Origin of the sequence: Klebsiella sp. ME-303 (assembly GCF_007910085.1) — a bacterium.
Lineage (GTDB): Bacteria > Pseudomonadota > Gammaproteobacteria > Enterobacterales > Enterobacteriaceae > Klebsiella > Klebsiella michiganensis.
Genome location: NZ_VOJB01000072.1, coordinates 52,327 through 74,767 on the forward strand (window position 1 = coordinate 52,327; position 22,441 = coordinate 74,767).

A 22,441-nucleotide genomic window follows, 5' to 3' on the forward strand; every position below is an offset into this window, starting at 1 on the left:
GAGATGGCTGATTTAGACGATATCAAAGAGGGAAAAAACTTCGGCTTAGACCGTCCGCAGCAGAATACGCTCTATACGCTGAAGGGCTGCGGGTCGCTGGAGTGGGGGATGCAGTCGCGGCTGGCGCGTATCTTCAACCCGCAGAGCAACCGCACGGTGATGCTGGCGTTCGACCATGGCTATTTTCAGGGGCCGACCACCGGGCTGGAGCGTATCGATCTCTCTATTGCGCCGCTGTTCGAAGAGACCGACGTGCTGATGTGCACCCGCGGCGTGCTGCGCAGTCAGGTGCCGGCGGCGACCAACAAACCGGTGGTGCTGCGCGCTTCCGGCGGCAACTCGATCCTCAGCGAACTTTCCAACGAGTGCGTGGCGGTGGCGATGGAAGATGCGCTGCGCCTGAACGTCTGCGCGGTGGCGGCGCAGGTCTATATCGGCAGCGAGCATGAGCATCAGTCCATCAACAACATTATCAAGCTGGTGGACGCCGGCAACCGCTACGGTATGCCGGTGCTGGCGGTAACCGGCGTGGGCAAAGAGATGGCCCGCGACGCCCGCTACTTCTCGCTGGCCAGCCGCATTGCCGCCGAAATGGGGGCGCAGTTCGTGAAAACCTACTTTGTTGAGGAAGGCTTTGAGAAAGTCACCGCCAGCTGCCCGGTGCCGATCGTCATCGCCGGGGGTAAAAAGCTGCCGGAGCAGGAGGCGCTGGAGATGTGCTGGCGGGCGATCGACCAGGGGGCTTCCGGCGTGGATATGGGGCGGAATATCTTCCAGTCCAGCGCGCCGCGCGCGATGCTGAAGGCGGTGAAAAAAGTGGTGCATGAGAACCTGAGTGCCCGCGAGGCGTATCAGTTCTGGCAGGAGGAAAAACAGGGAGAGCTGCAATGAACGTAACGCTGGTGGAAATCAATATCAAACCGGAACGGGTCGACGAGTTTCTTGAGGTGTTCCGCGCCAACTACGAAGGGGCGCTGCAGGAGCCGGGCAATCTGCGCTTTGACGTCCTGCAGGACCCGGAGGTGAAGACGCGCTTTTTTATTTATGAAGCCTATAAAGATGATGAAGCGGTGCTGGCGCACAAGAAAACCCCGCACTATCTGGCCTGCGTGGCGAAGCTGGAGGCGCTGATGTCGCAGCCGCGGCAGAAGCGCAGCTTTATCGGCCTGCTGCCGGAGGTGTAAGACGAGCCCTCACCCCGGCCCTTTCCTGAAGGGCTGAGGTACCCCAGAAAAATGAAAAGCACGGTGAAGTGCGATCTGCTGGTTGCGCTAACAAAACAGCAGAGACTTCATCGTGCATTTATTACAGTCTGCCAGAAGCGCTTTTCCACATCTCTACACGGTATCCATTCCTTCCGTACTAATGTGCTTACTGATATGGCTACGGCTTGTTGTCATGTCGACTTTTTGACATACGGCCACAGGATGGACAGGCACGTTTACGGCCATCGATCCGGCTATCGTTATTCTCGGTAACAGGCCGCATTCGCCAGTGGCGACATATAGATGGATTGTCGAACAGATTTATGGTGCACTGAAATAACAACGAAAAAATGAAAAGGGACTCAACAGAGTCCTTTTTTTAATTATAAACTGCTTGCAATATAAACCCTACTATCATTGTAGGTATGGAAATAATCCATAAAACTGCTTCTATTTTAAAACCAATAGTCAATTTTTTTGGTAAATTGTTTATATAATCATATTGTTCTTTTGTCATATCATGATTGGATATTTTATTATATGGCAATGTTAATGTTTCTATAATGAATCCAATTTTTGCAAAATATGCACCTGGCGTGACTATTAAACTAGCCTCTTTTGCTAATGCTGCTGTTATTGGTAGCCGTGAATATTTATTAATATAAAGCGAAACGATTTTTCTGTAGGCAATCTTATTAATAAATGAAATTATCATAATTAATAACATGCCAAGCATAGAAAATGCCACCAGATAAACAATGAAATTCGGATTGCTATTTAAAAAGTTTCTCATAAAGAATATCCCCTCCAAAAGATTCACCTAAATCTTCTGCTCCTCCTTCAACTAGCTTTGCTGCTCCTAGCGAAGCTCCCACTCCTGTAACTAAACATAAGCCAGCGCCTAATGCGCCAACTTCAGAAGTTACTATTCCCAGTATCCACATACAGGCTCCACGGGCAGCCCATCCACTTGCACTACCAACAGCAGCACTTCCAATTTGCTTAAACCCAAATTTACTATATTCAGTAATAGCTGCCTTACGGCATTCACTTTCTCGCCCCTTCGAACATGCATCATAAACATTTGAAGTATAACTTGCAAAATCTAAACCTATGCCCACATACCCTACTGTTTTCATAATCTTCATAAGTTTAGCTGACTGTTCAATATATGTTGCATATCCTTCTATATTATCAACACCTGTTCTATCCCAGCGGTGCATAATAGATCTTGTTGACAAGCCTAACACTCTTTTAATGCTCTGATATTCGCCTAAGTTTAACTGTGCTTTTGAGAATTTAGTTAAAACCAAATCAAGTTGTTTGAATAACCTTGTCCTTTGACCAAAAAACTCTTGACCTGAAATAATACCTCTGTTGCGATTGTAAGTGTTTTTATATAAATCTTCAATCTCAACCAAAATTCTATTGATTTCATCATAATAACTTTTTCCTATTTCACTGATATAGCCTAATCCATCACCAGCTTTACCTAAATTATCGGCAAAAAGCTGATATGAAAATGCATCTACCGCCCCTCTGTTATCATGCAATAACTTTGCTTCCTGAACTGTCAGAGGGGCCAATGCTGCATCAATTCTGTCTCTTGCTCGCTGTAGCGTCTCAACCTGTTCTGGTTCCTGCTTTTCAGGATCCACCACGATTAATATCGAACCAGGCTTTTTCTTCATTTCTGGATTCAGTTGATAATAGAGTTCTCGTGTTCCCGCTGGAGGCGTAGTGAAAAGATACGGTTCATATGATGCGGGAGTCGCGCCATAGGGCAGTACGCAAAAGCCTGCATCTACGGGGTCACGCTTTTCCTGCGGTTTTGTAGGCGCTTCAGCAAGTTCTACAACGGGTGTAACGGGTTTTGGTGCTGGTGATGATTCTGATAATGATTGTGAGTGTATGGGTGAAGTGGGCCGGGTAGCACTCGCAGTACTTTTAATAGTTTCAGATTCATATCCATAAATACAATCAGTAAAAGAATTTATAAAATAGCATTTGCAAGCACATGTCCCTCTGCTATGTGCAGTTCCAGCTGCTGCAACGCCATGTATAAAATAATTAGGTATGCCTCCCGCAATATGATATATTTTTTTATCAACTCCACATATATATTTATCACCATTACGTGCTGTGGCCTGACCGTGTATAGAATGATTATCACATCCTTCTATAATACTACCACCACAGGTTGTTCTATTACCACGCACTAAAAAATAGCCAATGCCCATAATGACCTCATTTAATCAAAGTTAAATTTTCTGGATTATTAAAAATCCAGTTGTTTTTCCATGTGGTAATATATTGGCAGTCTTCTATACTGTTAGATTCAATTAAGCTTAAATTATTGTATGCAAGTAAGGCTTGTTCCTGAATGATTTCATTATTCGAACCTGCAAGGAATTCAGTATAATCTTTAAAATCTGCAAATCTTGATTTCCAGTATTTTTCAAAGTGTTCTATGACGTTTGATGGTATTCTTAATATGGCATGACCATTTTCATTTGCTACAGCATTGGAGTTATAAGTAATCGGAATCGTAACCTGTACAAGATGATGTCCTGAATACATTAATTGATTATCTTTATTAGCCCAAAAACCTGCACTCAGCAATACATTATAATCTTCACTTTTTTTAACACGCTGATTATGAATCATCATTTCTTTAATGTTAAATTCATTCAGGGAATAAACTGCCCATTTTTCACTGAATTTTTTCTCCAGATGTATACTGTATATTGTAGCTTCTATTCTGGATAAAAATACCATTACCCCCTCTAAATTTGCATTGTATTTTCTCCAAAGCGGCTCTAACATTTTTTCTTTTTTGTTTGTATTGCTGTTATATAGATCAACAACGCGCCCTGGAACCCATAATTCGTGCTGACATATATACTGATGGATGTTTTTATCTTCCTGGAGAAAGTACATGCGTGATTCACCACTCTAATGAAAGACTGAACATCACACATTTTTATAATTAAATAATGCGGTCGTGATCACATAAATAATAAAAGGAATCTGAATTTCTTCAATGAAATTCAGACCAGGAATTCATATTTAGTTAATAATTATCTGGTGAATGATTCAGCGAAACTTTTGATGCTTAACTAGCATTTCAATTTCTTTAAGCCCATTAACTGATAACAATAAATTTAAAGCTTTATCTTTTTACTCAGTGAGTTATAACAAGTCCGCGATTAAATTATAGTCAATGATTTTGAATACCCCTCTCCCTGTGGGAGAGGGGTAGAATGAGGGCAATATTCTATGGCTTACGGAAAAACTCGTTATACAGCATGTACAGATGCGCCGCGCTCCAGGAGAAGTTCGGCGCGCCCTGCTGAGCGCCGGTGAGCGGATTGTAGTTCTCCTGAATCGGGCCATCGGAGGTTAACCCCCGGGCGTGCCTGAAGAAGGCGTCCGCCAGCTGCAGCGCCTCTTCGCGGTGGCCGTAGCGCTCCATCCCTTTCAGGCCGAACCAGAACTGGTCCACCCACACGCGGCCGCGCCAGTAAATATCCGCGCCAAACGCGGGATTCGTTAATGCGGCGGTACCCAGCGGTACGAAAGTATTGAACTCTTTGTTGTCCAGCATCACCGAAATGACGTCATCGGCATGCGCCTGAGTGGCCGCGCCGTTGAACAGCGGCGACCAGCCCTCCGGTCCTTTGCCGCGCTCGACGATCGGCTTACCGGCACAGCCGTTTGCCAGCGGCTGCGCTTCAATGCGAATGTCGTAATAGAATTTGCTCTGCGGGTCGAACATGCAGGTGTTGATATAGTCGGCGAGCTTTTGCGCCAGCGCCCGGTAGCGTTTTGCCTCCTCCGGCTTGCCGAGAAGGGTCGCCATCTCCGCCAGATAGTGGTTGTCGCTGTACATATAGCTGGCCTGATCGACCGACTCCTGCAGCAGCGAATAGCCGAGCAGATTGCCGCTTTTATCCCGGTTTTCAGCAAATTTCACCGTCCAGTCGCTGCGTTTGCCGCCGTCGGCGATGTATTTATCCAGCTGATCTTTATCGATAAAGCCGAAGACCGCCGCGTCGTCGCGCCCCGACTCCCAGGAGGCGGCCACCTGTGCCGGGATCTCCAGGCTGTCGTAATCGCCCTTCGCCGTCACCTGCTCGTAGGTTTTCAGGCCGGAAAGCGTCCGTTCTTTATCGCCCTTTTTCACGGTAAACAGCATCGCGCCATCGGCGGTGTTGTGCGCTTTATCGCGGGTCGCACCGTACTCCGGCACGCCGTTGCCGTTGTGGTCGCGGTTGCGCAGCCACCAGTCATGGTAGGCCACCAGCTTCGGGTACATTTCCGCCAGCCAGGCTTTATCTTTCGTGACGTTATAGACTTCCATCACCGACCAGGCCGCCAGGCTCGGTTTGGTATTCCGCTCGTTCCAGTTGCTGCCGTCGCCGCCGCGCTCCGGGCTCAGGTTCCAGGCGATCAGATCCGGAATGAACCCGGCATCCTGCGGCCGCACTTTATCGTCGGCGGCAATCTGCCAGGAGAAGACGGCGCGGATGTTCTCTTTCGCGATCTCCGGGTTGAAGTGGGCCATGGCGTAGGCCTGCTTCCAGGTATCCCACGGCCAGGTCTGGTTGCCGGAGAACCAGCGCCCGGTTACCGACGGCGTGACGGTGTTGTGCTTAACGGCACCGCCCGGCGCGCGCCAGTTGCCGTTAAGGGTTTCGATCGCTTTCACCGCCACCCGGGTTTGCTGCGCCGTGGCATCAGGATTGGTCAGCCCCTTTTGCAGATAGCCGTTCCAGCGCGCCTCGGAAGCGCGCAGATAGTGCGCCGGTCGCGCCAGAATATCGCGGATTTGCGCTTTCTCAAGGCGCACCTGCTCGGCGTTCAGCAGGTGCGAGTAGGTGGTATAGAGCGTGGTCGAGCCGTTGATTTGCGCGCTGCTGGTGAATCGATGGCCATCGATTTGGGTGACCGTCGGCAGGGAGCGATGGATCTGATACTGCGATTCGCCGGAGGTCATTAAATCCGATGCGGAACGGACTTTACCGAAGCTGACCGTCAGTCCGTCGTGGGTCGCGCTCAGGCGGCGCTGATAGTCCGGGAAGGCCTGGTCGATGGTTTGCGTTGACTGCGGTTTCCCCTCTTTGGCGGAGAGCGTCTCCAGCAGCTCGCCGTCCCAGACCAGCTTAAGCGGACCGCTGCTGGTGATTTTAGTCTCCAGTAAAGAGGTGTGCGCGCTGGCAAAGCGCAGGGTCATCTCGATCTGTACGCCGGGCGCGGAGAGCGTTTGCACCAGCGCCCCGGGCAGGCTCCAGGCCTGCATGGTGAAGGCCACTTTTTTGCCGTTCTGGTACACCGTCAGGCGATCGAAATGGGTCGCCATAAAGTTGATGTACTCCTCGGTGAGCAGCGCGGGCCCCGGAAAGCTGCCCATGGTGGCTGGACCGTCCGGCAGCAGATGCCCATGCCATGCGCCCAAATCGAAAAACGGGTTGAAACGCTGGTGGTCGTCGCCATCGAAATCCTGCATCGCCTGCGGCGCGCCGCTGCGGTTGATAACATTTTTAAAGTCATCCGCGGTCAGCGCGTGGGCGGAAAAGCTTAGCAGCAGGGCGCAGGCCAGCGGCGTCAGAGTGGTGATGATTTTCACGGTATTGATATCCCTTTTTACCAATAGAAATATTGCATCAGGAAAACCTGGTCGCTCGGGTCTCCGGAGGCGTTTTTCATGTAGAAGCGGCTGTCCGCGGCGGTCGCGAACCGTCCGCCGCCGTATTCGTACCAGATGCCGAACTGCATAAACGAGGTGGTTTCCTCGGCGGCGCGATCCGGGCGGTGTTTGGCGTAGCTATAGGCGGTAGAGAGATATACGCCCTTGAGCGCTTCATACATGGCGCTGGCCATAAAGCCGGTCTCCGTTCCCGGCACGTTTTGCCCCCTGGCGCGCCCGGTATGGTGCCAGGCGCGGGCGGCGAGATTGGGGGTGAGAATACCGGTTAACAAGAGCTGACCGGTACCGTCGGTCAGCTCAAGACCGTTCATCCAGGTGACCTTTTCGGCAATATCGTACTGGACGTAGCCGTTGACCATCGCCGGGTAGGTATATTTATCGTCGTAGCGGTCGTATTTGCCGAAATGGAGCCACGCTTTGCTTTCATCGTGGTGCCCGGCGGGCGTGGCGGTCACGCTGTAGCGAAAATCTCCCGCCAGGTTCTGCACCTTGAGCGCGTACATAATATCGCGCGTATTGGGGATCACGTAGCCGAGGTCGGGTGTGAAATCGCCCCACCACTGCAGATCGTCGAGCGATGAATCCTGGCGCAGGCTGAGCATAATCTCGGTGCTGCTATCGGTTTTATATCCGCCGTAGAGGCGGTTTATTCCACCTTCGAATCCGCCCCAGCCGTGATCCGGTACCCAGGCATTCCCCTGACGATCGGCCTGGACAGTCCAGCCTTCGCCATAAATTAAGCCAAACCAGCTGCCGTGCTTTATTTCCAGCCCGCCTTCAATATAGGTGCCATCGCTATATTTATGTTTATCCTCGCCTTCTAAATCCATATATCCGCCGACCCCCAGTTCACCGTAAAAACGATAGGAAGTGGTGCTCAGTTCAGGCGTTTTCATATCATCATGTTCCGCCGGGTGAGCAACATCAGCCGCTATGGCAGGTGTGCAGAAGGCCAGGGCGGCAAGCGCCCCGTAAATCAAGTTATTCTTTTTCATCGCATTATTAAGAGATATTGTAATTTATTATTTTAGGGAAAATGGCTTATGACGCGTCGGAAGCCGGCGCCGCTTCAATTATTTTTTCTTCTGCCGTTAATCCCTTCACGTATTTGCTGTATTTCCACCACGCAAATCCGAGGAAGATAACAATGCCGCCGACCTTATAGAAAATAATGGTCAGAATATTGCCGCCGGTGGGAAAGGTTGAGGCGACGAAGCCGATAGCGAAAATAACAATCAGCATCGAGACCACCGTAATACCGGTGGTGCGTGAGCCCATTTTAAAATCGCGCGGCAGATGATCGAGCCTGCGGCGCAGGTTGAGATACGCCAGCATGATAAACAGCGGCGGCAGCATCGAGGCGGCGGCGGTCATGTTGATGATGGTGTTCATTAAATCCTGCACGGTACTGGAGCCCATCATCGGGATAATCATCAGCGGAATCACAATCAGGAACTGGATCCACGCCGCGCGCGCCGGTACGCCGTTTTGATTGAGCTCGACGGTTTTTTTACCAAATATGCCGGCCGGGATTTCGGAGAAAAAGATTTTGACCGGCGTCGCGGTCCACATTAATAACGAACCAAACATGGCGGTAAAGGAGACCAGGCCGACAAAACGGTTGACCACGATTTCCGGCAGGCCAAACCAGACCGCCATGCCGTGGAAGACCTGTACCGATCCGCCGGTATATTTCAGCTCTTTACTGCTGATAAACACGTTAATCAGCACCGAGGAAATGGAGTACAGCACGCCAATCACGATCCCGGCGAGGATAATGACCTTAACAAATGATTTCGATCCGCCTTTCACGTCATTGACGTACACCGCGACGGACTCCGCCCCGCCGGCCGCCATAAAGATCCATGTGGTGATGCCGAGGAACGCCCAGTTAAAGTTCGGGATCATTGCATCCACGGTAATCGGATCCGCTGGCTGAATACCGCCCACCAGCGCGCTGCCGGAAAGCAGAATGTAGGAGAGCGTCAGCAGCAGCATTAACGACGAGGTCACCGAGGTAATAGGACCCAGCATTTTTGCGCCGTTGGTGGACACCCAGGTCGGCAGGGCGAACAAAGCCATGCTCAACATCGTGGTGGCGACGGGCGTCAGAATGTACTCGTAGCCGAGGAAGGCGTAGGAGGCATACGCGATGACCCTCGGCAGCAGCGAGGTGAAAAAGAACAGATTCACGAACCAGTAGGTGTAGGCGGTAATAAAGGCCCAGCGCCCGCCGAGGGAGCTTTTTACCCACGCATAAACCCCCGCTTCGGAGTTTTTATTCAGCGAAACGAATTCCGCGATGATCAGGCAGAAAGGAACGAAGTAGAGCAGGGTCGCGAGGAAGAACATCGGCGCCGACGCCAGCCCCAGCTCAATATTGTTATTGATCACGTTGTTAAAACTGAAGACGGCGGCGAAGGTCAGCGACAGCAGGCCGAACTTGCCGATGGTATTACGTTTGATATCAGACATAACACATCTCCACACATTGTCCTTCAGAGAATGGCCGAAGGGGATTGTGTTGTTTGTAGGGTAGAGGTAGTTAAGTATTGCGGTTAATTTTAGTAAAAATTTTAGTAAATAAAAGCGGTAAAAATGAATTGCTTTAACTCGATCACGAAAATGGTTGAGCGTGAGATCCCGGCTGGCGGGTAAAAAAATCCCGCCAGGCGATTTAACGCTGGCGGGAGGAACGGTCGCTTATTTCACCGGATTTACGGCTGATTTCAGCACCGATGGTTGGCTCTTGCGCTGTTTTTTCTCAAAGCGGGTTATCCACCACCACGCGAGTCCGGAGAAGACTGCGGTCATAAAGACGTTAATGAAGAAGGCATTCACCAGATCGACCCCCGGCGGGAAAGCCGAGGCGGTCATGCTGACCAGGAAAATCACCATCAGCATCGACACCACGGCCATCCCAACCTTTCGTGACCCCATGCGGAAGTCGCGCGGCGTGTCGTCGTGTTTCCAGCGGAAAACAAAGTAGGCGGCCATGATAAACAGCGGCGGTAGCATCGCGGTACCCGCGGTCAGGTTGATAGCGGTGTTCATCATTTGCTGAACGCTGGCGGAGCCGAAACCGTTCACGATGAGCATCAGAAAGACGAAGACAAATTGCCACCAGGCGGCGCGCACCGGCACGCCGTGGACGTTCAGCTCGGTGGTTTTTTTGCCATAGATGCCGGCAGGAATTTCAGAGAAGTGAATTTTTACCGGTGCGGCGGTCCACATCATCATGCTGCCGAAAATGGCGATAAACAGAATGATGCCGACGAAGCGGCCCATCAGCGCTTCTGAAATATGGAAATAGGCGCCGAGGCCGGTGAAGATTTCCACCATGCCGGCCGCATAGGTCAGATCTTCACGTGCCACAAAGACGTTGACCAGCAAAGAGCCCAGCGCGTACATGCCGCCAATCAGGATCCCGGCGGTGATGATGACTTTAATAAACGATTTCTGCCCACCTTTGGTGTCGTTCAGGTACGCGGCGACGGTTTCAGCCCCGCCTGCCGCCTGGAAAATCCAGCACATGATCCCCAGCGTCGCCCAGTTGATGGTAGGCGCCATGGCGTGCAGCGTAATCGGCTGCGCGGGGACATGGCCCGCGCCCAGCGCGGTAAAAGCGCCGACCACGTAAATCGCAAATAGCGCGAAGACGCCATACGCCACGCATTCGGAGATTTTCCCCAGCCAGGTCGCACCTTTAGTGGAAATGTGGGTGGCCATGGCGAACAGGACGATAGAGATCAGCGACGTGACCATCGGCGAGAAAGGAATGGCGTAACCCATAATGGCGTACGAGGCGTAGGCCACCACGTTCGGCAGCAGCGACAGGAAAAAGAACAGGTTCACAAACCAGTACAGGAACGAGCCGAGATAGGCCGCGCGGGTACCTAAAGGCTGCTTCAGCCAGGCGTACATACCTGATTCGGAATTCTTATTCGCTGACACGAATTCGGCGATGATAAACACAAATGGAATAAAATAGACCACCGTCGCAAACAGAAAGATAGGGGCGGAGCTGAGCCCTAACTCGATGTTGTTATTAACAATATTTCGTACGTTAAATACGGCGGCAAACGCCATCGACAGCAGGGCGAATTTACCTATTTTGGCACGAACTGATTCGGACATAAGTCCTCCGAAAAATTATCTGGCCCGCATTGAGGGTTAGGGCCGGGAAGGCCAGCGAGTCAACCCGCTGGCCTCATCTTGCTTCACGCGGGCTTACTTATTCAGGAAGTAGCCGTCTTCGATAGTTACTCTGAGCACCACCTTTTTGACCGGCGAGTCGCAGATAAAGCGATAGGCTTCATGGGTGTCGCAAATCACCATTTGTCCTTCGTGAACCTGCACGGTTTCACCAATGCCTTTCAAATATTCACGGTCGGTTTCATCGCGATAGCAGGCCACGGTCTGCAGCTGCTCTTTGGCGGCAAACTCAATTTTTTGCTGACCCTGAAGGTAGTAATGCACCTCGAAATAGCGGCGGTTGCCAACGAACAGCGCATCCGTGGTGCTGTCGCTTGCCACGCGATAGGAGAGCGAATCGCCGATAGAGTGGGCCACCCCGGGCCGAATATTGTCGATGTTATTAATCGCTTCTACGCAGCGCTGCCATTTACGCCCACTGTGATAAATTTGCTTAAACTGTTCTAAGTTATCGAGAATTCTCATTTTTCAGCCTCGCTGTGTGAATCGGAGGAAAAGAAACCGGCGCCAAAGCTATGATTCGCCAGCGTCTGCGAGGAAGCGCTCCCGCCTTCCAGCGGCAGCAGCGTAAAGCCATAGTTGAACGGTTTGAGCCACACCCGCCAGCTATCCAGCACCTCGCTCCCCCAGGAGTTAGAGCCCAGGCCGAGCAGTTGGGCGTCGATATTCAGGGTGATGTCATCGCTGCGACGCAGTTCGTTACAGTGCTGCGCGGCGTGCAGATTCTCCGCCGTATAGTGCCAGGCGCTGATGTTGAGCGGATCGCGCGGGACCACCATCAGACCGCTGCCGTGACGGTCGGTAAACGCGGCCCAGCGGACGTGCTGGCGGTTGCCGTTGTTCTGCGGGAACGGATAGTTCACGAACATGTCGTCCACGGTGGTGCGCCAGAGGTCAATGATGTTGCTCTGCTGGCTGTCGGCGTAGTTTTCGCCGGGACCGCGACCGTAGTAACCCACCTGTTCAAACTGACCGTTAATGCCCAGCATAAAACCGATGCACGGCACGATGTGCGGATAGTCGCCGTAACGTTCGCCCGCAAGCTCAACGTTAATATGGCCCTGCGGGGTAATCTGCCAGCGATAGGTGCAGCGCATGCCGAAATCGAAAACCGGCGGGGCGATGATGCTGCGGGCGGTGATAATCACCGTATCGCCGCGCTGCTCGGCGCTGAATTCGCGCAGATGCTCCTGCATGATTTGCAGATGATTGGGCTGCCACAGCCCTTCGTATTCCTGCTTGTGGTTATCAATCATTGGCTTGAAGAAGTTAATCTTCGGCTCACGGGTCACCTGGTCTACGCCGTTCACCTGCCATTCGCTCAGTTTGCCGCTGACTTTAGAGAAGACCACGCGGAAGTTATGCCCGGTGATGCTGTAGCTCAGTCGTTCATCGGCAATGTGCAGCGAGGTGGCGCTGGTGTTAATCAGCGGTGTTTTTGCTGCGGTCTGCTCTTTGAGCTGGAACTGGTAGACGGCGATTGGGTGGTTGGCTTCGCTGTACGGCGTACGGGAATCTTTGGTCACTATGATGTTGACGAAGGTTTCGCGGTCGTCGAGCGCCGGCAGGTCGATTTTGATATCGCGGCCGCTGTTTGGCGCAAGATCGCGCACCTTAAGCTGCTGGCTGGCAAGCGTAGCCCCCTCGGCGCGCACTTCCACGCGCAGGGTGTAGTCATCGAGGGTCGAGAACCAGAGCTTATTATCGATGCGCAGCTCGCCGCGGGCGATGTCGGTCGCCTGAACTTTTACCGGGGCGATAACCTGTTTGTACTCTCTGAGCCCGGGTCCAGGCGTCTGGTCGGAGAAAATCAGCCCGTCGAGGCAGAAGTTGTAGTTATTGGGATAGTCGCCGTAGTCGCCGCCGAATTTGTACCATACCGCGCCGCTGTCGTCGGTGGCCTGGATTCCGTGATCGCACCACTCCCATACGTAGTGGCCCTGAATACTGTCATGCTGATAGAACACGTTCTGGTATTCGCTCAGCCCGCCTGGACCGTTGCCCATCGCATGGGCGTATTCGCAGATAATCCGCGGCTTGGCATGCGGATATTCCCCAAATTCGTTCATCAGCGGTACGCGGGTATACATGGTGGAGATGATATCCACCACCTCCGCGTCGCGATCCTCTTCGTAATGCACCAGCCGGGTATCATCGATCGCCTTAGCGGCGTGATACATCGCGCGAATGTTGCAGCCGTAGCCGGACTCGTTGCCCAGCGACCAGATGACGATCGACGGATGGTTTTTCTGCGCGTGGACGTGGCGCACGATCCGCTCAACGTAAATATGCTCCCATGCCGGGTCATCGGTGATGGCGCTCAGGTTGCCGACGTTGGCGAAGCCGTGGGATTCGACATCGGTTTCCGCCATCACGAACAGGCCGTAAATGTCGCACATCTCATAGAAACGCGGGTCGTTGGGGTAGTGGGCGGTACGTACCGAGTTGATATTGTGCTGCTTCATCAGCAGCAGATCTTTCTCAACGCGATCCATCCCTACGGCGCGGCCCTTCAGATGGTCGTTGTCGTGACGGTTAACGCCGTGCAGCATCACGTAGCGGTTATTGATATAGAACAGGCCGTTGCGCACTTTGATATCGCGAAAACCGACGCGCTGCGGAATGACTTCGATAATCTCCCCGGCGGCGTTTTTCAGCGTCATCACCAGGTGATAGAGCCAGGGATTTTCCGCCGACCACTGCTGCGGCGCCTTCACGTCGATCGCAAAGTCGACGTTCAGCAGCTGGCTGACGCTCAGGCGCGGCGTTGCGCCTTCATACAGCACCTTTTCGCCGTCGAACAGCGCGTATTCCAGCGTCGCTGCGTCCGGCTGCGCGGCGAGATTTTCCAGCACCAGCTGGCAGGAGAGCGTGGCGTCGACGTAGTCATCGTTAAAATCGGTGCGCAAAGTGAAGTCCTGGACGTGAAGCGGGTTTTTGCCCATCAGATACACGTCGCGGAAGATACCCGCCGACCACCACATATCCTGATCTTCTATATAGGTGGAGTCCGCCCACTGCATGACGCGCACGCAAAGCAGGTTGTCGCCGATTTTTACCGCGTGACTAATATCAAACTCCGCCGTCAGGCGGCTGCCTTTGCTGAAACCGATGTACTGACCGTTAACGTACACTTCAAAATAGGTTTCGACGCCATCAAATTTAATCAGGGTCTGCTGGCCCTGCCAGCCCTCGCTGAGGGTAAAGATGCGCTGATAGGCGCCGGTAGGGTTGTCGGTCGGCACGTAGGGAACGTCAATCGGGAAAGGAAAGCCTTCGTCGGTGTACTGTAGCTGGCCGTGGCCTTCCATCTGCCACATTCCCGGTACGGTAATCGGCCCCCAGTCGCTCATGTATTGCGAGGTGAACGCTTCCGGCACCCGCAGCGGGTTGTTAAAGAAGCAGAAGTTCCACTGTCCGCTAAGGGACAAAAAGCGGCTGCTGGTTTCACGGGCGAAGGTTCGCGCCTGGGCCAGCGAATCGTAAGAGAAGAAATAGGCGCGCGGAGGCAGCCGGTTTTCATGAGTGAGTTTAAGATTTTCCCAGCGATTCATATCGCCTCCCTGAACGGACTAAACGGATAGAGGTTATTTTAGTAAAACTTTTACTAAATAAAATCACCGGGAGCGATTTACTTTAACTCGATCACAAAATGAGCGTTACCGGGCGCCTGCGGTTGGCGTCGGGAAGGGGACATTCCCGGAGGCGATGCTGCGCATCTGTCCGGGCTACCGGCCTGCAGACGGCGGTGAACCCGTAGCCCGGGCAAGGCGCGTCAAGCGCCGCCCCCGGGAGCAGAGCGCAGAGAGGTGGAGTTTCCCGGAGGCGATGCTGGCGCATCTGTCCGGGCTACCGTTTGGCAGACGGCGGTGAACCCGTAGCCCGGGCAAGGCGCGTCAAGCGCCGCCCCCGGGAGCCGGGCGCAGAGAGGGGGATTTCCCGGAGGCGATGCTGGCGCATCTGTCCGGGCTACCGTTTGGCAGACGGCGGTGAACCCGTAGCCCGGGCAAGGCGCGTCAAGCGCCGCCCCCGGGAGCCGGGCGCAGAGAGGCGGAATTTCCCGGAGGCGATGCTGGCGCATCTGTCCGGGCTACTGTTTGGCAGGCGGCGGTGAACCCGTAGCCCGGGCAAGGCGCGATAAGCGCCGCCCCCGGGGGCCGGGCGCAGAGGATTTAGCGTCAGAAACGGGATTAGCGGGTGGTGCCGCGCAGCTTCAGCACGCTGGGGACAAAGACGTTTAGCGGCAGCGCGCGGCCATCGCGGGCTTTCTCAACCAGCAGGTTGACGCCCTGGCTGCCCATCATTTCTGAATGAATGCGCACCGTGGAGAGCGGCGGAAAGGTAAAACGCGCGGTGGGGATATCGTTAACGCTAATGAGCGAAATATCTTCCGGGATCGAGAGACCGCGTTCATGAATGGCGCGCAGCACGCCGATGGCGATAGAGTCTGATGCGACGAACAGCGCGGTGGGGAAATCCGCCTTTGCCAGCATCGTTTTTGCCAGCTCATAGCCGGAGGAACTGGAAAACCCGCCGCGCCAGATATCTTCTTCCGAAACCACTCCCTTCAGGCGGCCATATTCGACGAAGGCCACTTCGCGGATGTCGGCTTTACCCGGCTCATCCTGGCCACCAATAAAGCCGATGCGCCGCGCGCCCTGGGCGATAAAAAAGTCGATAACTTCTTTGGCGATACGCACCAGATCGATGTCGACGGCGTCATAGCCGCTGCCGGGTTCATGGAAATCAATAAAGCAGACGTTGTCGGTTAACGCCGTGGCGGCGTCGCGAATTGCCCGCGAAGGCTGGCCGACAATCAGAACGCCGGTCACTTTTTTCAGCTCGGGTAGCGCGTTGTTAAAGTAGCAGTTGGTCAACTCGATACCGAGCTTTTCGCATTGCGTTTCGATGCCGTGGCGGATCGCCAGATAGTAAGGATCGTTGATTTCCAGATCCTGCTGGTAGCTGTAGATGGCCAGAATATGGTGGTGGCCGACGGTGTGAACCTGAGCCTTACGCGAGCTGGTACTTTTATATTCCAGCTTTTCCGCCACCTCAAGAATGCGATGTTTTGTCTCTTCTTTCACGTTCAGAGTGGGGTCGTCGTTTAAAACGCGGGAAACCGTCGCCAGTGAAACGCCTGCTTCGGTCGCGATATCTTTTAGTGTGGCCATTGTTTTCCTTATCTGACGTTGCCCCATCGACGCAAACCATTGTAAAGCAAGCGCGGGCAGCTGCATCTCTTTTCAGTAAATTTCCGCCGTATTATTCATCCCCACCGCAGCGTTTCCAGCGCGCAAAAGAGTGATGAATCTAACATTCTTCGCACTATTATGCGGAAACCTCGCCGACATTTGTTATCTTTTACTAAAATTTTACTTGAGAGGTGCAAGATGGAAACGGTGCTTTATGCTGATTTTGCCAGACTGGAAATGCGTACGGGAAAAATTGTGGCGATAAAACGACATGAGAATGCCGACAAGCTCTATATTGCCCGGATTGATGTTGGCGATCGCACGCTGCAGACGGTAACCAGCCTCGTGCCGTACTACAGCGAAGAAGAGTTGCTGGGAAAAACGGTCGTGGTCCTGTGTAATCTGGCGAAAGCCAAAATGCGCGGTGAAACCTCGGAGTGCATGCTGCTTTGCGCCGAAACCGACGATGGCAGCGAAAGCGTACTGCTTACGCCGGAAAGGGCGATGCCTGCTGGCGTGCGGGTGGTATAACGCAATGCCCTCTCCCTGTGAGGGAGAGGGCAGGTCACTACGCCTCTTCCACCGAAACCCGCAGCGCCGCCAGCGCCAGGCGGGCCGCTTTTAGCACCTGTTCACACTGCTCAGGGGTCAGCGTCAGCGGCGGTTCAATGCGGATCGTCCTTGCGTTGTTGAGCGTTCCGGCCACCAGTACGCGCTGGCGGAACATCTCGCTGGCAAAGTCATAGCCGATTTCGTTATCGACAAACTCAATGGCCATCAGCATACCTTTGCCGCGCACGTCATTCACCAGATCCGGATATTCGCGGGCCAGCTGGCGGAAGCCGTCCAGCAGCATGTCGCCTTTCTGCTCCGCCTGCGCGGGCAGGTTTTGCGTCAGCAGCACATTGATGGTCGCCAGCGCCGCCGCGCAGGCCAGCGGGTTGCCGCCGAACGTGGTGGTATGCAGGAACGGGTTATCGAACAGCACCGAGAATACCTCTTCGGTGGCGACCGTTGCGCCAATCGGCATGACGCCGCCGCCCAGCGCTTTGGCAAGGCACAGAATGTCCGGCTGGACGTTTTCATGCTCGCAGGCGAACATCTTGCCGGTGCGCCCCATGCCGGTTTGCACTTCATCGAGGATCAGCAGCGCGCCAAACTCGTCGCACAGCTTGCGCACCGCGGGCAGATAGCCCGGCGGCGGCAGAATCACCCCGCCTTCGCCCTGAATAGGCTCAAGGATCACCGCCGCGACGTCATCACCGGTCTTTTTGCACTCGCTCAGCAGGGTGCGCATCGCGTTGATATCGCCAAAAGGCACGTGACGGAATCCCGGCAGCAGCGGCATAAAAGGCTTACGGAAAGTCGATTTCGCGGTGGCCGAAAGCGCGCCCAGCGACTTACCGTGAAACGCGCCGCTGGTGGCGACGAAGGTAAACTTGCCGCGCGGAGACTGATAAGCCTTCGCCAGCTTTAACGCCGCTTCGACCGATTCGGTACCGCTGTTGCTAAAGAAGCTGTATTTCAGTTTGCCCGGCGTTAAGGCCGCCAGGGTTTTAGCCAGCATGGCCCGCAGCGGGTCCAGCAGTTCCTGACTATGAAGGGGTTGTTTAGCGAGCTGATTTTCGACGGCGGAAACGACAACTGGATTACGGTGCCCTACATTAAAAATCCCAAACCCACCCAGGCAGTCGATAAACTCCTGTCCCTGAGTGTCGACAAGCGTATTTAACCCTCCCGCTTGCCACTCTACGGCTCCGTAATCCCCGCCAGCAGTGACCGATTTTCGATACGCTAAAAACCCCGGGTTCACATGCTCTTTAAAGTATTCCCTGACCTCCTGGTTAAGTGATTTCATCTCCTCATGATCGAGCGTTCGCTTCTCAATGAGATTCAGTGCGTGTGCGCTGCAGGCCAGAGCCGATGCGCTGGAAGGTAACCTGTTCAAAATATGCTCCTGGGCGGGGCGTATCACATGATACTGAATTAAGTATTGCAGGGATTACGCCACTTCGGCGCGGGCCAGGAAAATCGGGATAAACGCAACGTGAAATTGCGGTTGAGCAAAATTTAATCTTATCGCGAAATTATTGGCATGTTTTACTCCTGAAGGCGTGAAACCATGCGCAGAAGGGGTCCCGCCGCGTGCTTCGCGGCGGTGCAGGCTGCCCGGCGATGGAGCAGAGGGCTAGTCGAGCTGGGAGATTTCCATTGCCGCGCGGTCAATGACGCCGACGATCTGCTTTAGCTGAGCTTCGGTTATTTCCTGCTGGTTAACCCTTAAATCCAGTACCGCCTTAAAATTCTCCAGCGCGCGCTTCATCTGCGGATTTTTACGGAGTTCACAGCCCACCATGCGCGCCTGCAGCCTGGTCTGAATATGCTCCAGCTGCTCCAGGTTTTCCGCGTGCAGCTGACTGCCTTCGGCGGTAATGGCGATTTTTTTGCGGCCGTTTTCGTCAGCCACGCTGATTAATCCCTGATCCTGAAGTAAATCGAGCGTCGGGTAGATGACGCCGGGGCTCGGGCTGTAGTTGCCCTGGGTCAGGGTTTCGATCTCTTTAATCAGTTCGTAACCGTGGCTGGCATTGCGGGTGAGGATGTCCAGAATCACCAGGCGCAGCTCGCCGTGACCAAAGAAGCGCTGCCGGCGTCCGCCGCCTCTGCGACCGTGCTCGCCGTGTTCGCTATGTTCCCCGTGGCGTCCGCGTGGGCCACGGCCTTCTTCGTGATGGTGTCTCATGTTTTGCTCCTGTGATTATTTGATATATCTAATTTATATCTAAAAATAATAAAGTAGCAACAAAGTAGTGAATGTATTTTTTATTTAATTGATATTTAACGTTTTAATTTTTGATTTTGGCTTTTGTGGCGTTTTTCTATGACTATATCAAAAAACGCTTGCATTCTTTTTTAATGGCAATCATTATCATTTGCAATATTTTTAGATATATCTATTCCGTTCACGAAGGCTATGAAAGATGACAACGACCAGACACCCCAAATACCCGCAGCGCGTACGTAATGAACTGCGCTTCCGTGAGTTAACCGTATTGCGCGTCGAGCGTATCGGCAGCGCATTCCAGCGTGTCGTGCTGGGCGGAGAGGCGCTGGAAGGCTTTGTTTCCCAGGGTTTTGACGACCACACCAAGCTCTTTTTCCCGGCCGCGGGCGCTGCGTTCACGCCGCCGGAGGTGACGGATGAAGGCATTAACTGGGGCGATGGCGTGCGTCCGGCGACCCGCGACTATACGCCGCTGTACGACGCCGGGCGTCATGAGCTGGCGTACGACTTTTTTATTCACGATGACGGTATTGCCAGCAGCTGGGCGCTGGCGGCGAAAACGGGCGATAAGCTGGTGATCGGCGGGCCGCGCGGTTCGCTGGTGGTGCCGGAAGATTACGCCTGGCAGCTGTATGTGACCGATGAGTCAGGCATGCCCGCGCTGCGCCGCCGTCTGCTGGGATTGCAGCAGCTTCCGACGCGCCCGCAGGTCACGGCGATCGTCACCATTGGCGATGAGTCTTATCAAGATTACCTGGCCGATCTCGATGGTTTTCATATCGAGTGGGTGGTGGGACATCACTCCACTGCCGCGGCCGAGCGCCTGGCGCGAATAGCGGTGCCGGCTGAGGATTATTTTATCTGGCTGACCGGGGAAGGGGCGGTGGTGAAATCGCTGCTGGCGCGCTTTGAAGGCCCGGAGATTGATCCGCAGCTGGTGCGTTCGCAGGCCTACTGGCACAGCAAATAAGCGCGGAGAAACCCCGGGTTGCGGCTGGCGCCTTACCCGGGCTACCGGACCGCAGACGGCTGTTAACCCGCAGCCCGGGCAAGGCGCGTTAAGCGCCGCCCCCGGGAGCAGAGCGCAGAGTAGCTGAATTTTCCGGAGGCGATGCTGTGCATCTGCCCGGGCGACCGGTCCGCAGACGAGGGGGAACCCGTAGCCCGGGCAAGGCGCGTTAAGCGCCGCCCCCGGGAGCAGAGCGCAGAGTAGCTGAATTTCCCGGAGGCGATGCTGCGCATCTGCCCGGGCGACCGGTCCGCAGACGAGGGGGAACCCGTAGCCCGGGCAAGGCGCGTTAAGCGCCGCCCCCGGGAGCAGAGCGCAGAGTGGCCGATTTTCCCGGAGGCGATGCTGCGCATCTGTCCGGGCTACCAGACCCGCAGGTGGTGGTGAACCCGTAGCCCGGGCAAGGCGCGTTAAGGGCCGCCCCCGGGAGCAGCGCGCAGAGTAGCTGAATTTTCCGGAGGCGATGCTGCGCATCTGCCCGGGCGACCGGTCCGCAGACGAGGGGGAACTCGTAGCCCGGGCAAGGCGCGTTAAGCGCCGCCCCCGGGAGCAGCGCGCAGAGTGGCTGATTTTCCCGGAGGCGATGCTGCGCATCTGTCCGGGCGACTAGCCCGCAGACGAGGGTGACCTGTAGCCCTGCTAAGCGCAGCGCGAGCAGGGGAGACTATTTCTGCGCCAGCGCTTTAAATACCATGGCCACCGCGTGGGCGCCGGGGTCCATATTGCCGCGCAGGCTATCGCTGTTCAGATACGATGCGCGCCCGGCGCCCGCTTTGCTGGCGTGAAGCGTACGATCCGCGCCCGCCTGGGCCGCGGCGAAAGCCGCCTGCAGGTTATCCGGTTCGGCCAGCAGCGCCGTGAGCGCCGGCTGCAGGGCGTCAATCATGGTCCGGTCGCCTTCATCCGCACCGCCGTAAAACTTCATCTGCGCCAGACCGGCGTTTAATGCTTCGGCGACGCTTGCCCCCTGTTCCAGCTTCTGCCCGGCGGCGGTAAAGAAAATCGACATCAGCACGCCGCTGGAGCCGCCCATCACAACCGTCAGACGCTCGCCAATCAGGGCAAACAGCGTGGCGAGGTTAGCCAGCGGCAGCTGACGACGCTGAAGTAAGTCGGCGATGTCGCGCGCGCCGGCGGCGAAGGTGGAGCCGGTATCGCCGTCGCCGACTTTCGCATCCAGCGCGTTAAGGTCTGCTTCCAGCCCGGACAGCGTGCCGGTCACCCGTTCCACGTAGCCCGCAACTTCGCTGTTCTCCGAGGGCGCAAACTCCACCCGCGTACTGCGCAGCGATGATGGCATCACGCTGACCGCGCGCGGCTGTACCGGCGTCTGCCAGCCGGCGGTTTCTACCGCGGAAAGCAGCGCCTTCTCAATGCTCTCTTCCAGCACGATGGCGGTGAGGGAGAAGCCTTTCATATCCAGCGCGGTGACCAGCGACGCCGGACCTATCAGCCAGTCGATACGCTGATGCAGCGCAGTATTGGCCAGCTCGCGGGTCAAAATCGCCATTTCGGCAATCGACACGCCGCCGAGATTATTGATCATCACCGCCAGGCGGCCGGTTTCCGGCAGGGCGGCGCTGAGCTTCTCTACCATCAGCGTAACGATTTCCGCGCTGTTCTGCGTAGCGATAACCGAAGCGCCCGGTTCGCCGTGGATCCCCATCCCCAGCTCGGCCTGGTCCGGATGATGGCGCGGAGTCGTTTCCGCATCCTGCGGCAGATGACAACTGGAAAGGGCCAGGCCGAGGCTGAAGGTGTGTCTGGCGGCATACTGCGCTTCGCGCAGCACGGTTGCCAGATTGTGGCCGCGTTCGGCGAAGTAGCCGGCCACTTTATGCACCAGAATCGTCCCGGCAATGCCGCGCGGATGTTTGTTATCCGGCAGTGAAATATCATCGCCAACGATCAGCATCTCGACGTTATAGCCCATACGGCGCGCTTTCTCCGCGGCGAGGCCGAAGTTCAGACGATCGCCGGTGTAGTTCTTGACGATCAGCAGGCATCCGGCATCGCCGGTCACGGCCTGGATGGCGGTCAGCACCGCATCGACGCTCGGCGAGGCAAACAGATCGCCGCAGACGGCGGCGGTCAGCATGCCTTTACCGACAAAGCCCGCGTGGGCCGGTTCGTGACCGGAACCGCCGCCGGAGATTACCGCCACGTTGTTTTTGTCGAGATCGCGACGCACCACCACGCGAATGGCGGGATCGCTCTCCAGCCGCGCCAGGTTGTTCCACGGGCTGGCGATAATGGTCCCTTCAATCACTTCGTTGACGAGGTTGGCGCGCTGATTAAAAAAGAATTGAGACATAACGGATC

17 protein-coding genes and 1 pseudogene are annotated in these 22,441 nt (G+C 54.8%); 5 read left to right on the plus strand and 13 right to left on the minus strand.

Going from position 1 to position 22,441, the window contains the following annotated elements:
• The first annotated feature begins 3 nt into the window (after nucleotides 1–3).
• The 3 genes and pseudogenes from lsrF to FQK12_RS11020 all read left to right on the plus strand — a co-directional run.
• Nucleotides 4–891, plus strand: a complete 888-nt coding sequence (gene lsrF, locus FQK12_RS11010; RefSeq protein ID WP_004105939.1) for a 3-hydroxy-5-phosphonooxypentane-2,4-dione thiolase — start codon at nucleotides 4–6, stop codon at nucleotides 889–891.
• A complete protein-coding gene (gene lsrG, locus FQK12_RS11015; protein WP_014226921.1) occupies nucleotides 888–1,184 on the plus strand; it encodes a (4S)-4-hydroxy-5-phosphonooxypentane-2,3-dione isomerase in 297 nt (98 codons plus the stop codon). Before lsrF ends, lsrG begins: the two co-directional genes overlap by 4 nt.
• Nucleotides 1,185–1,422: 238 nt before the next feature.
• A pseudogene (locus FQK12_RS11020) lies at nucleotides 1,423–1,545 on the plus strand (hypothetical protein); the annotation flags it as partial.
• Nucleotides 1,546–1,584: 39 nt separating this feature from the next.
• On the opposite strand, the gene FQK12_RS11025 reads toward FQK12_RS11020, so the two are convergent.
• The 10 genes from FQK12_RS11025 to ebgR form a co-directional block, all read right to left on the minus strand.
• A complete protein-coding gene (locus FQK12_RS11025) occupies nucleotides 1,585–1,998 on the minus strand; it encodes a hypothetical protein (RefSeq protein WP_014226920.1) in 414 nt (137 codons plus the stop codon).
• A complete protein-coding gene (locus tag FQK12_RS11030; protein WP_038422968.1) occupies nucleotides 1,979–3,445 on the minus strand; it encodes a PAAR domain-containing protein in 1,467 nt (488 codons plus the stop codon). Before FQK12_RS11030 ends, FQK12_RS11025 begins: the two co-directional genes overlap by 20 nt.
• A gap of 7 nt (nucleotides 3,446–3,452) precedes the next feature.
• On the minus strand, nucleotides 3,453–4,145 hold the full coding sequence (locus FQK12_RS11035; protein ID WP_014226917.1) for a hypothetical protein: 693 nt from the start codon (nucleotides 4,143–4,145) through the stop codon (nucleotides 3,453–3,455).
• A 337-nt stretch (nucleotides 4,146–4,482) separates the two neighbouring features.
• Nucleotides 4,483–6,834, minus strand: a complete 2,352-nt coding sequence (ygjK, locus tag FQK12_RS11040; protein WP_038422969.1) for an alpha-glucosidase — start codon at nucleotides 6,832–6,834, stop codon at nucleotides 4,483–4,485.
• A gap of 17 nt (nucleotides 6,835–6,851) precedes the next feature.
• Nucleotides 6,852–7,910: a protein YgjJ gene (gene ygjJ / locus FQK12_RS11045; RefSeq protein ID WP_014226915.1), complete on the minus strand. Its 1,059-nt coding sequence runs from the start codon at nucleotides 7,908–7,910 to the stop codon at nucleotides 6,852–6,854.
• Nucleotides 7,911–7,956: 46 nt separating this feature from the next.
• Nucleotides 7,957–9,390 (minus strand): amino acid permease, encoded by a 1,434-nt coding sequence (locus tag FQK12_RS11050; RefSeq protein WP_014226914.1) that lies wholly within the window; start codon nucleotides 9,388–9,390, stop codon nucleotides 7,957–7,959.
• Nucleotides 9,391–9,618: 228 nt separating this feature from the next.
• A complete protein-coding gene (locus FQK12_RS11055) occupies nucleotides 9,619–11,052 on the minus strand; it encodes an amino acid permease (protein ID WP_014226913.1) in 1,434 nt (477 codons plus the stop codon).
• Nucleotides 11,053–11,145: 93 nt separating this feature from the next.
• On the minus strand, nucleotides 11,146–11,595 hold the full coding sequence (locus tag FQK12_RS11060; protein ID WP_014226912.1) for a beta-galactosidase subunit beta: 450 nt from the start codon (nucleotides 11,593–11,595) through the stop codon (nucleotides 11,146–11,148).
• Nucleotides 11,592–14,684: a beta-galactosidase subunit alpha gene (gene ebgA, locus FQK12_RS11065; protein WP_014226911.1), complete on the minus strand. Its 3,093-nt coding sequence runs from the start codon at nucleotides 14,682–14,684 to the stop codon at nucleotides 11,592–11,594. The genes FQK12_RS11060 and ebgA overlap by 4 nt, the downstream gene beginning before the upstream one ends.
• Nucleotides 14,685–15,320: 636 nt before the next feature.
• A complete protein-coding gene (ebgR, locus tag FQK12_RS11070) occupies nucleotides 15,321–16,304 on the minus strand; it encodes a transcriptional regulator EbgR (protein WP_014226910.1) in 984 nt (327 codons plus the stop codon).
• 219 nt (nucleotides 16,305–16,523) lie between these two features.
• On the opposite strand from ebgR, the gene FQK12_RS11075 reads away from it, so the two are divergent.
• Complete coding sequence (locus FQK12_RS11075) at nucleotides 16,524–16,856, plus strand: tRNA-binding protein (protein WP_014226909.1); 333 nt, start codon at nucleotides 16,524–16,526, stop codon at nucleotides 16,854–16,856.
• 37 nt (nucleotides 16,857–16,893) lie between these two features.
• Here FQK12_RS11075 and ygjG read toward each other — a convergent pair whose 3' ends face one another.
• Together ygjG and FQK12_RS11085 are read right to left on the minus strand one after the other, a co-directional pair.
• Entirely contained in the window at nucleotides 16,894–18,273 is a 1,380-nt protein-coding gene (gene ygjG, locus FQK12_RS11080) for a putrescine aminotransferase (protein WP_004854393.1), read from the minus strand.
• Between the two features lie 240 nt (nucleotides 18,274–18,513).
• Nucleotides 18,514–19,068 (minus strand): PadR family transcriptional regulator, encoded by a 555-nt coding sequence (locus FQK12_RS11085; RefSeq protein ID WP_004854392.1) that lies wholly within the window; start codon nucleotides 19,066–19,068, stop codon nucleotides 18,514–18,516.
• A gap of 238 nt (nucleotides 19,069–19,306) precedes the next feature.
• Between FQK12_RS11085 and FQK12_RS11090 the strand changes: the two genes are divergently transcribed.
• Nucleotides 19,307–20,080 (plus strand): siderophore-interacting protein, encoded by a 774-nt coding sequence (locus FQK12_RS11090; RefSeq protein ID WP_014226905.1) that lies wholly within the window; start codon nucleotides 19,307–19,309, stop codon nucleotides 20,078–20,080.
• 703 nt (nucleotides 20,081–20,783) lie between these two features.
• Here FQK12_RS11090 and FQK12_RS11095 read toward each other — a convergent pair.
• Complete coding sequence (locus FQK12_RS11095) at nucleotides 20,784–22,433, minus strand: glycerone kinase (RefSeq protein ID WP_014839591.1); 1,650 nt, start codon at nucleotides 22,431–22,433, stop codon at nucleotides 20,784–20,786.
• Between the last annotated feature and the right edge of the window lie 8 nt (nucleotides 22,434–22,441).

Coding starts and splice junctions, on each gene's coding strand:
- lsrF (WP_004105939.1), top strand. CDS start 4: ATGGCTGATTTAGACGATATCAAAGAGGGAAAAAACTTCGGCTTAGAC.
- lsrG (WP_014226921.1), top strand. CDS start 888: ATGAACGTAACGCTGGTGGAAATCAATATCAAACCGGAACGGGTCGAC.
- FQK12_RS11025 (WP_014226920.1), bottom strand. CDS start 1,998: ATGAGAAACTTTTTAAATAGCAATCCGAATTTCATTGTTTATCTGGTG.
- FQK12_RS11030 (WP_038422968.1), bottom strand. CDS start 3,445: ATGGGCATTGGCTATTTTTTAGTGCGTGGTAATAGAACAACCTGTGGT.
- FQK12_RS11035 (WP_014226917.1), bottom strand. CDS start 4,145: ATGTACTTTCTCCAGGAAGATAAAAACATCCATCAGTATATATGTCAG.
- ygjJ (WP_014226915.1), bottom strand. CDS start 7,910: ATGAAAAAGAATAACTTGATTTACGGGGCGCTTGCCGCCCTGGCCTTC.
- FQK12_RS11050 (WP_014226914.1), bottom strand. CDS start 9,390: ATGTCTGATATCAAACGTAATACCATCGGCAAGTTCGGCCTGCTGTCG.
- FQK12_RS11055 (WP_014226913.1), bottom strand. CDS start 11,052: ATGTCCGAATCAGTTCGTGCCAAAATAGGTAAATTCGCCCTGCTGTCG.
- FQK12_RS11060 (WP_014226912.1), bottom strand. CDS start 11,595: ATGAGAATTCTCGATAACTTAGAACAGTTTAAGCAAATTTATCACAGT.
- ebgA (WP_014226911.1), bottom strand. CDS start 14,684: ATGAATCGCTGGGAAAATCTTAAACTCACTCATGAAAACCGGCTGCCT.
- ebgR (WP_014226910.1), bottom strand. CDS start 16,304: ATGGCCACACTAAAAGATATCGCGACCGAAGCAGGCGTTTCACTGGCG.
- FQK12_RS11075 (WP_014226909.1), top strand. CDS start 16,524: ATGGAAACGGTGCTTTATGCTGATTTTGCCAGACTGGAAATGCGTACG.
- FQK12_RS11085 (WP_004854392.1), bottom strand. CDS start 19,068: ATGAGACACCATCACGAAGAAGGCCGTGGCCCACGCGGACGCCACGGG.
- FQK12_RS11090 (WP_014226905.1), top strand. CDS start 19,307: ATGACAACGACCAGACACCCCAAATACCCGCAGCGCGTACGTAATGAA.
- FQK12_RS11095 (WP_014839591.1), bottom strand. CDS start 22,433: ATGTCTCAATTCTTTTTTAATCAGCGCGCCAACCTCGTCAACGAAGTG.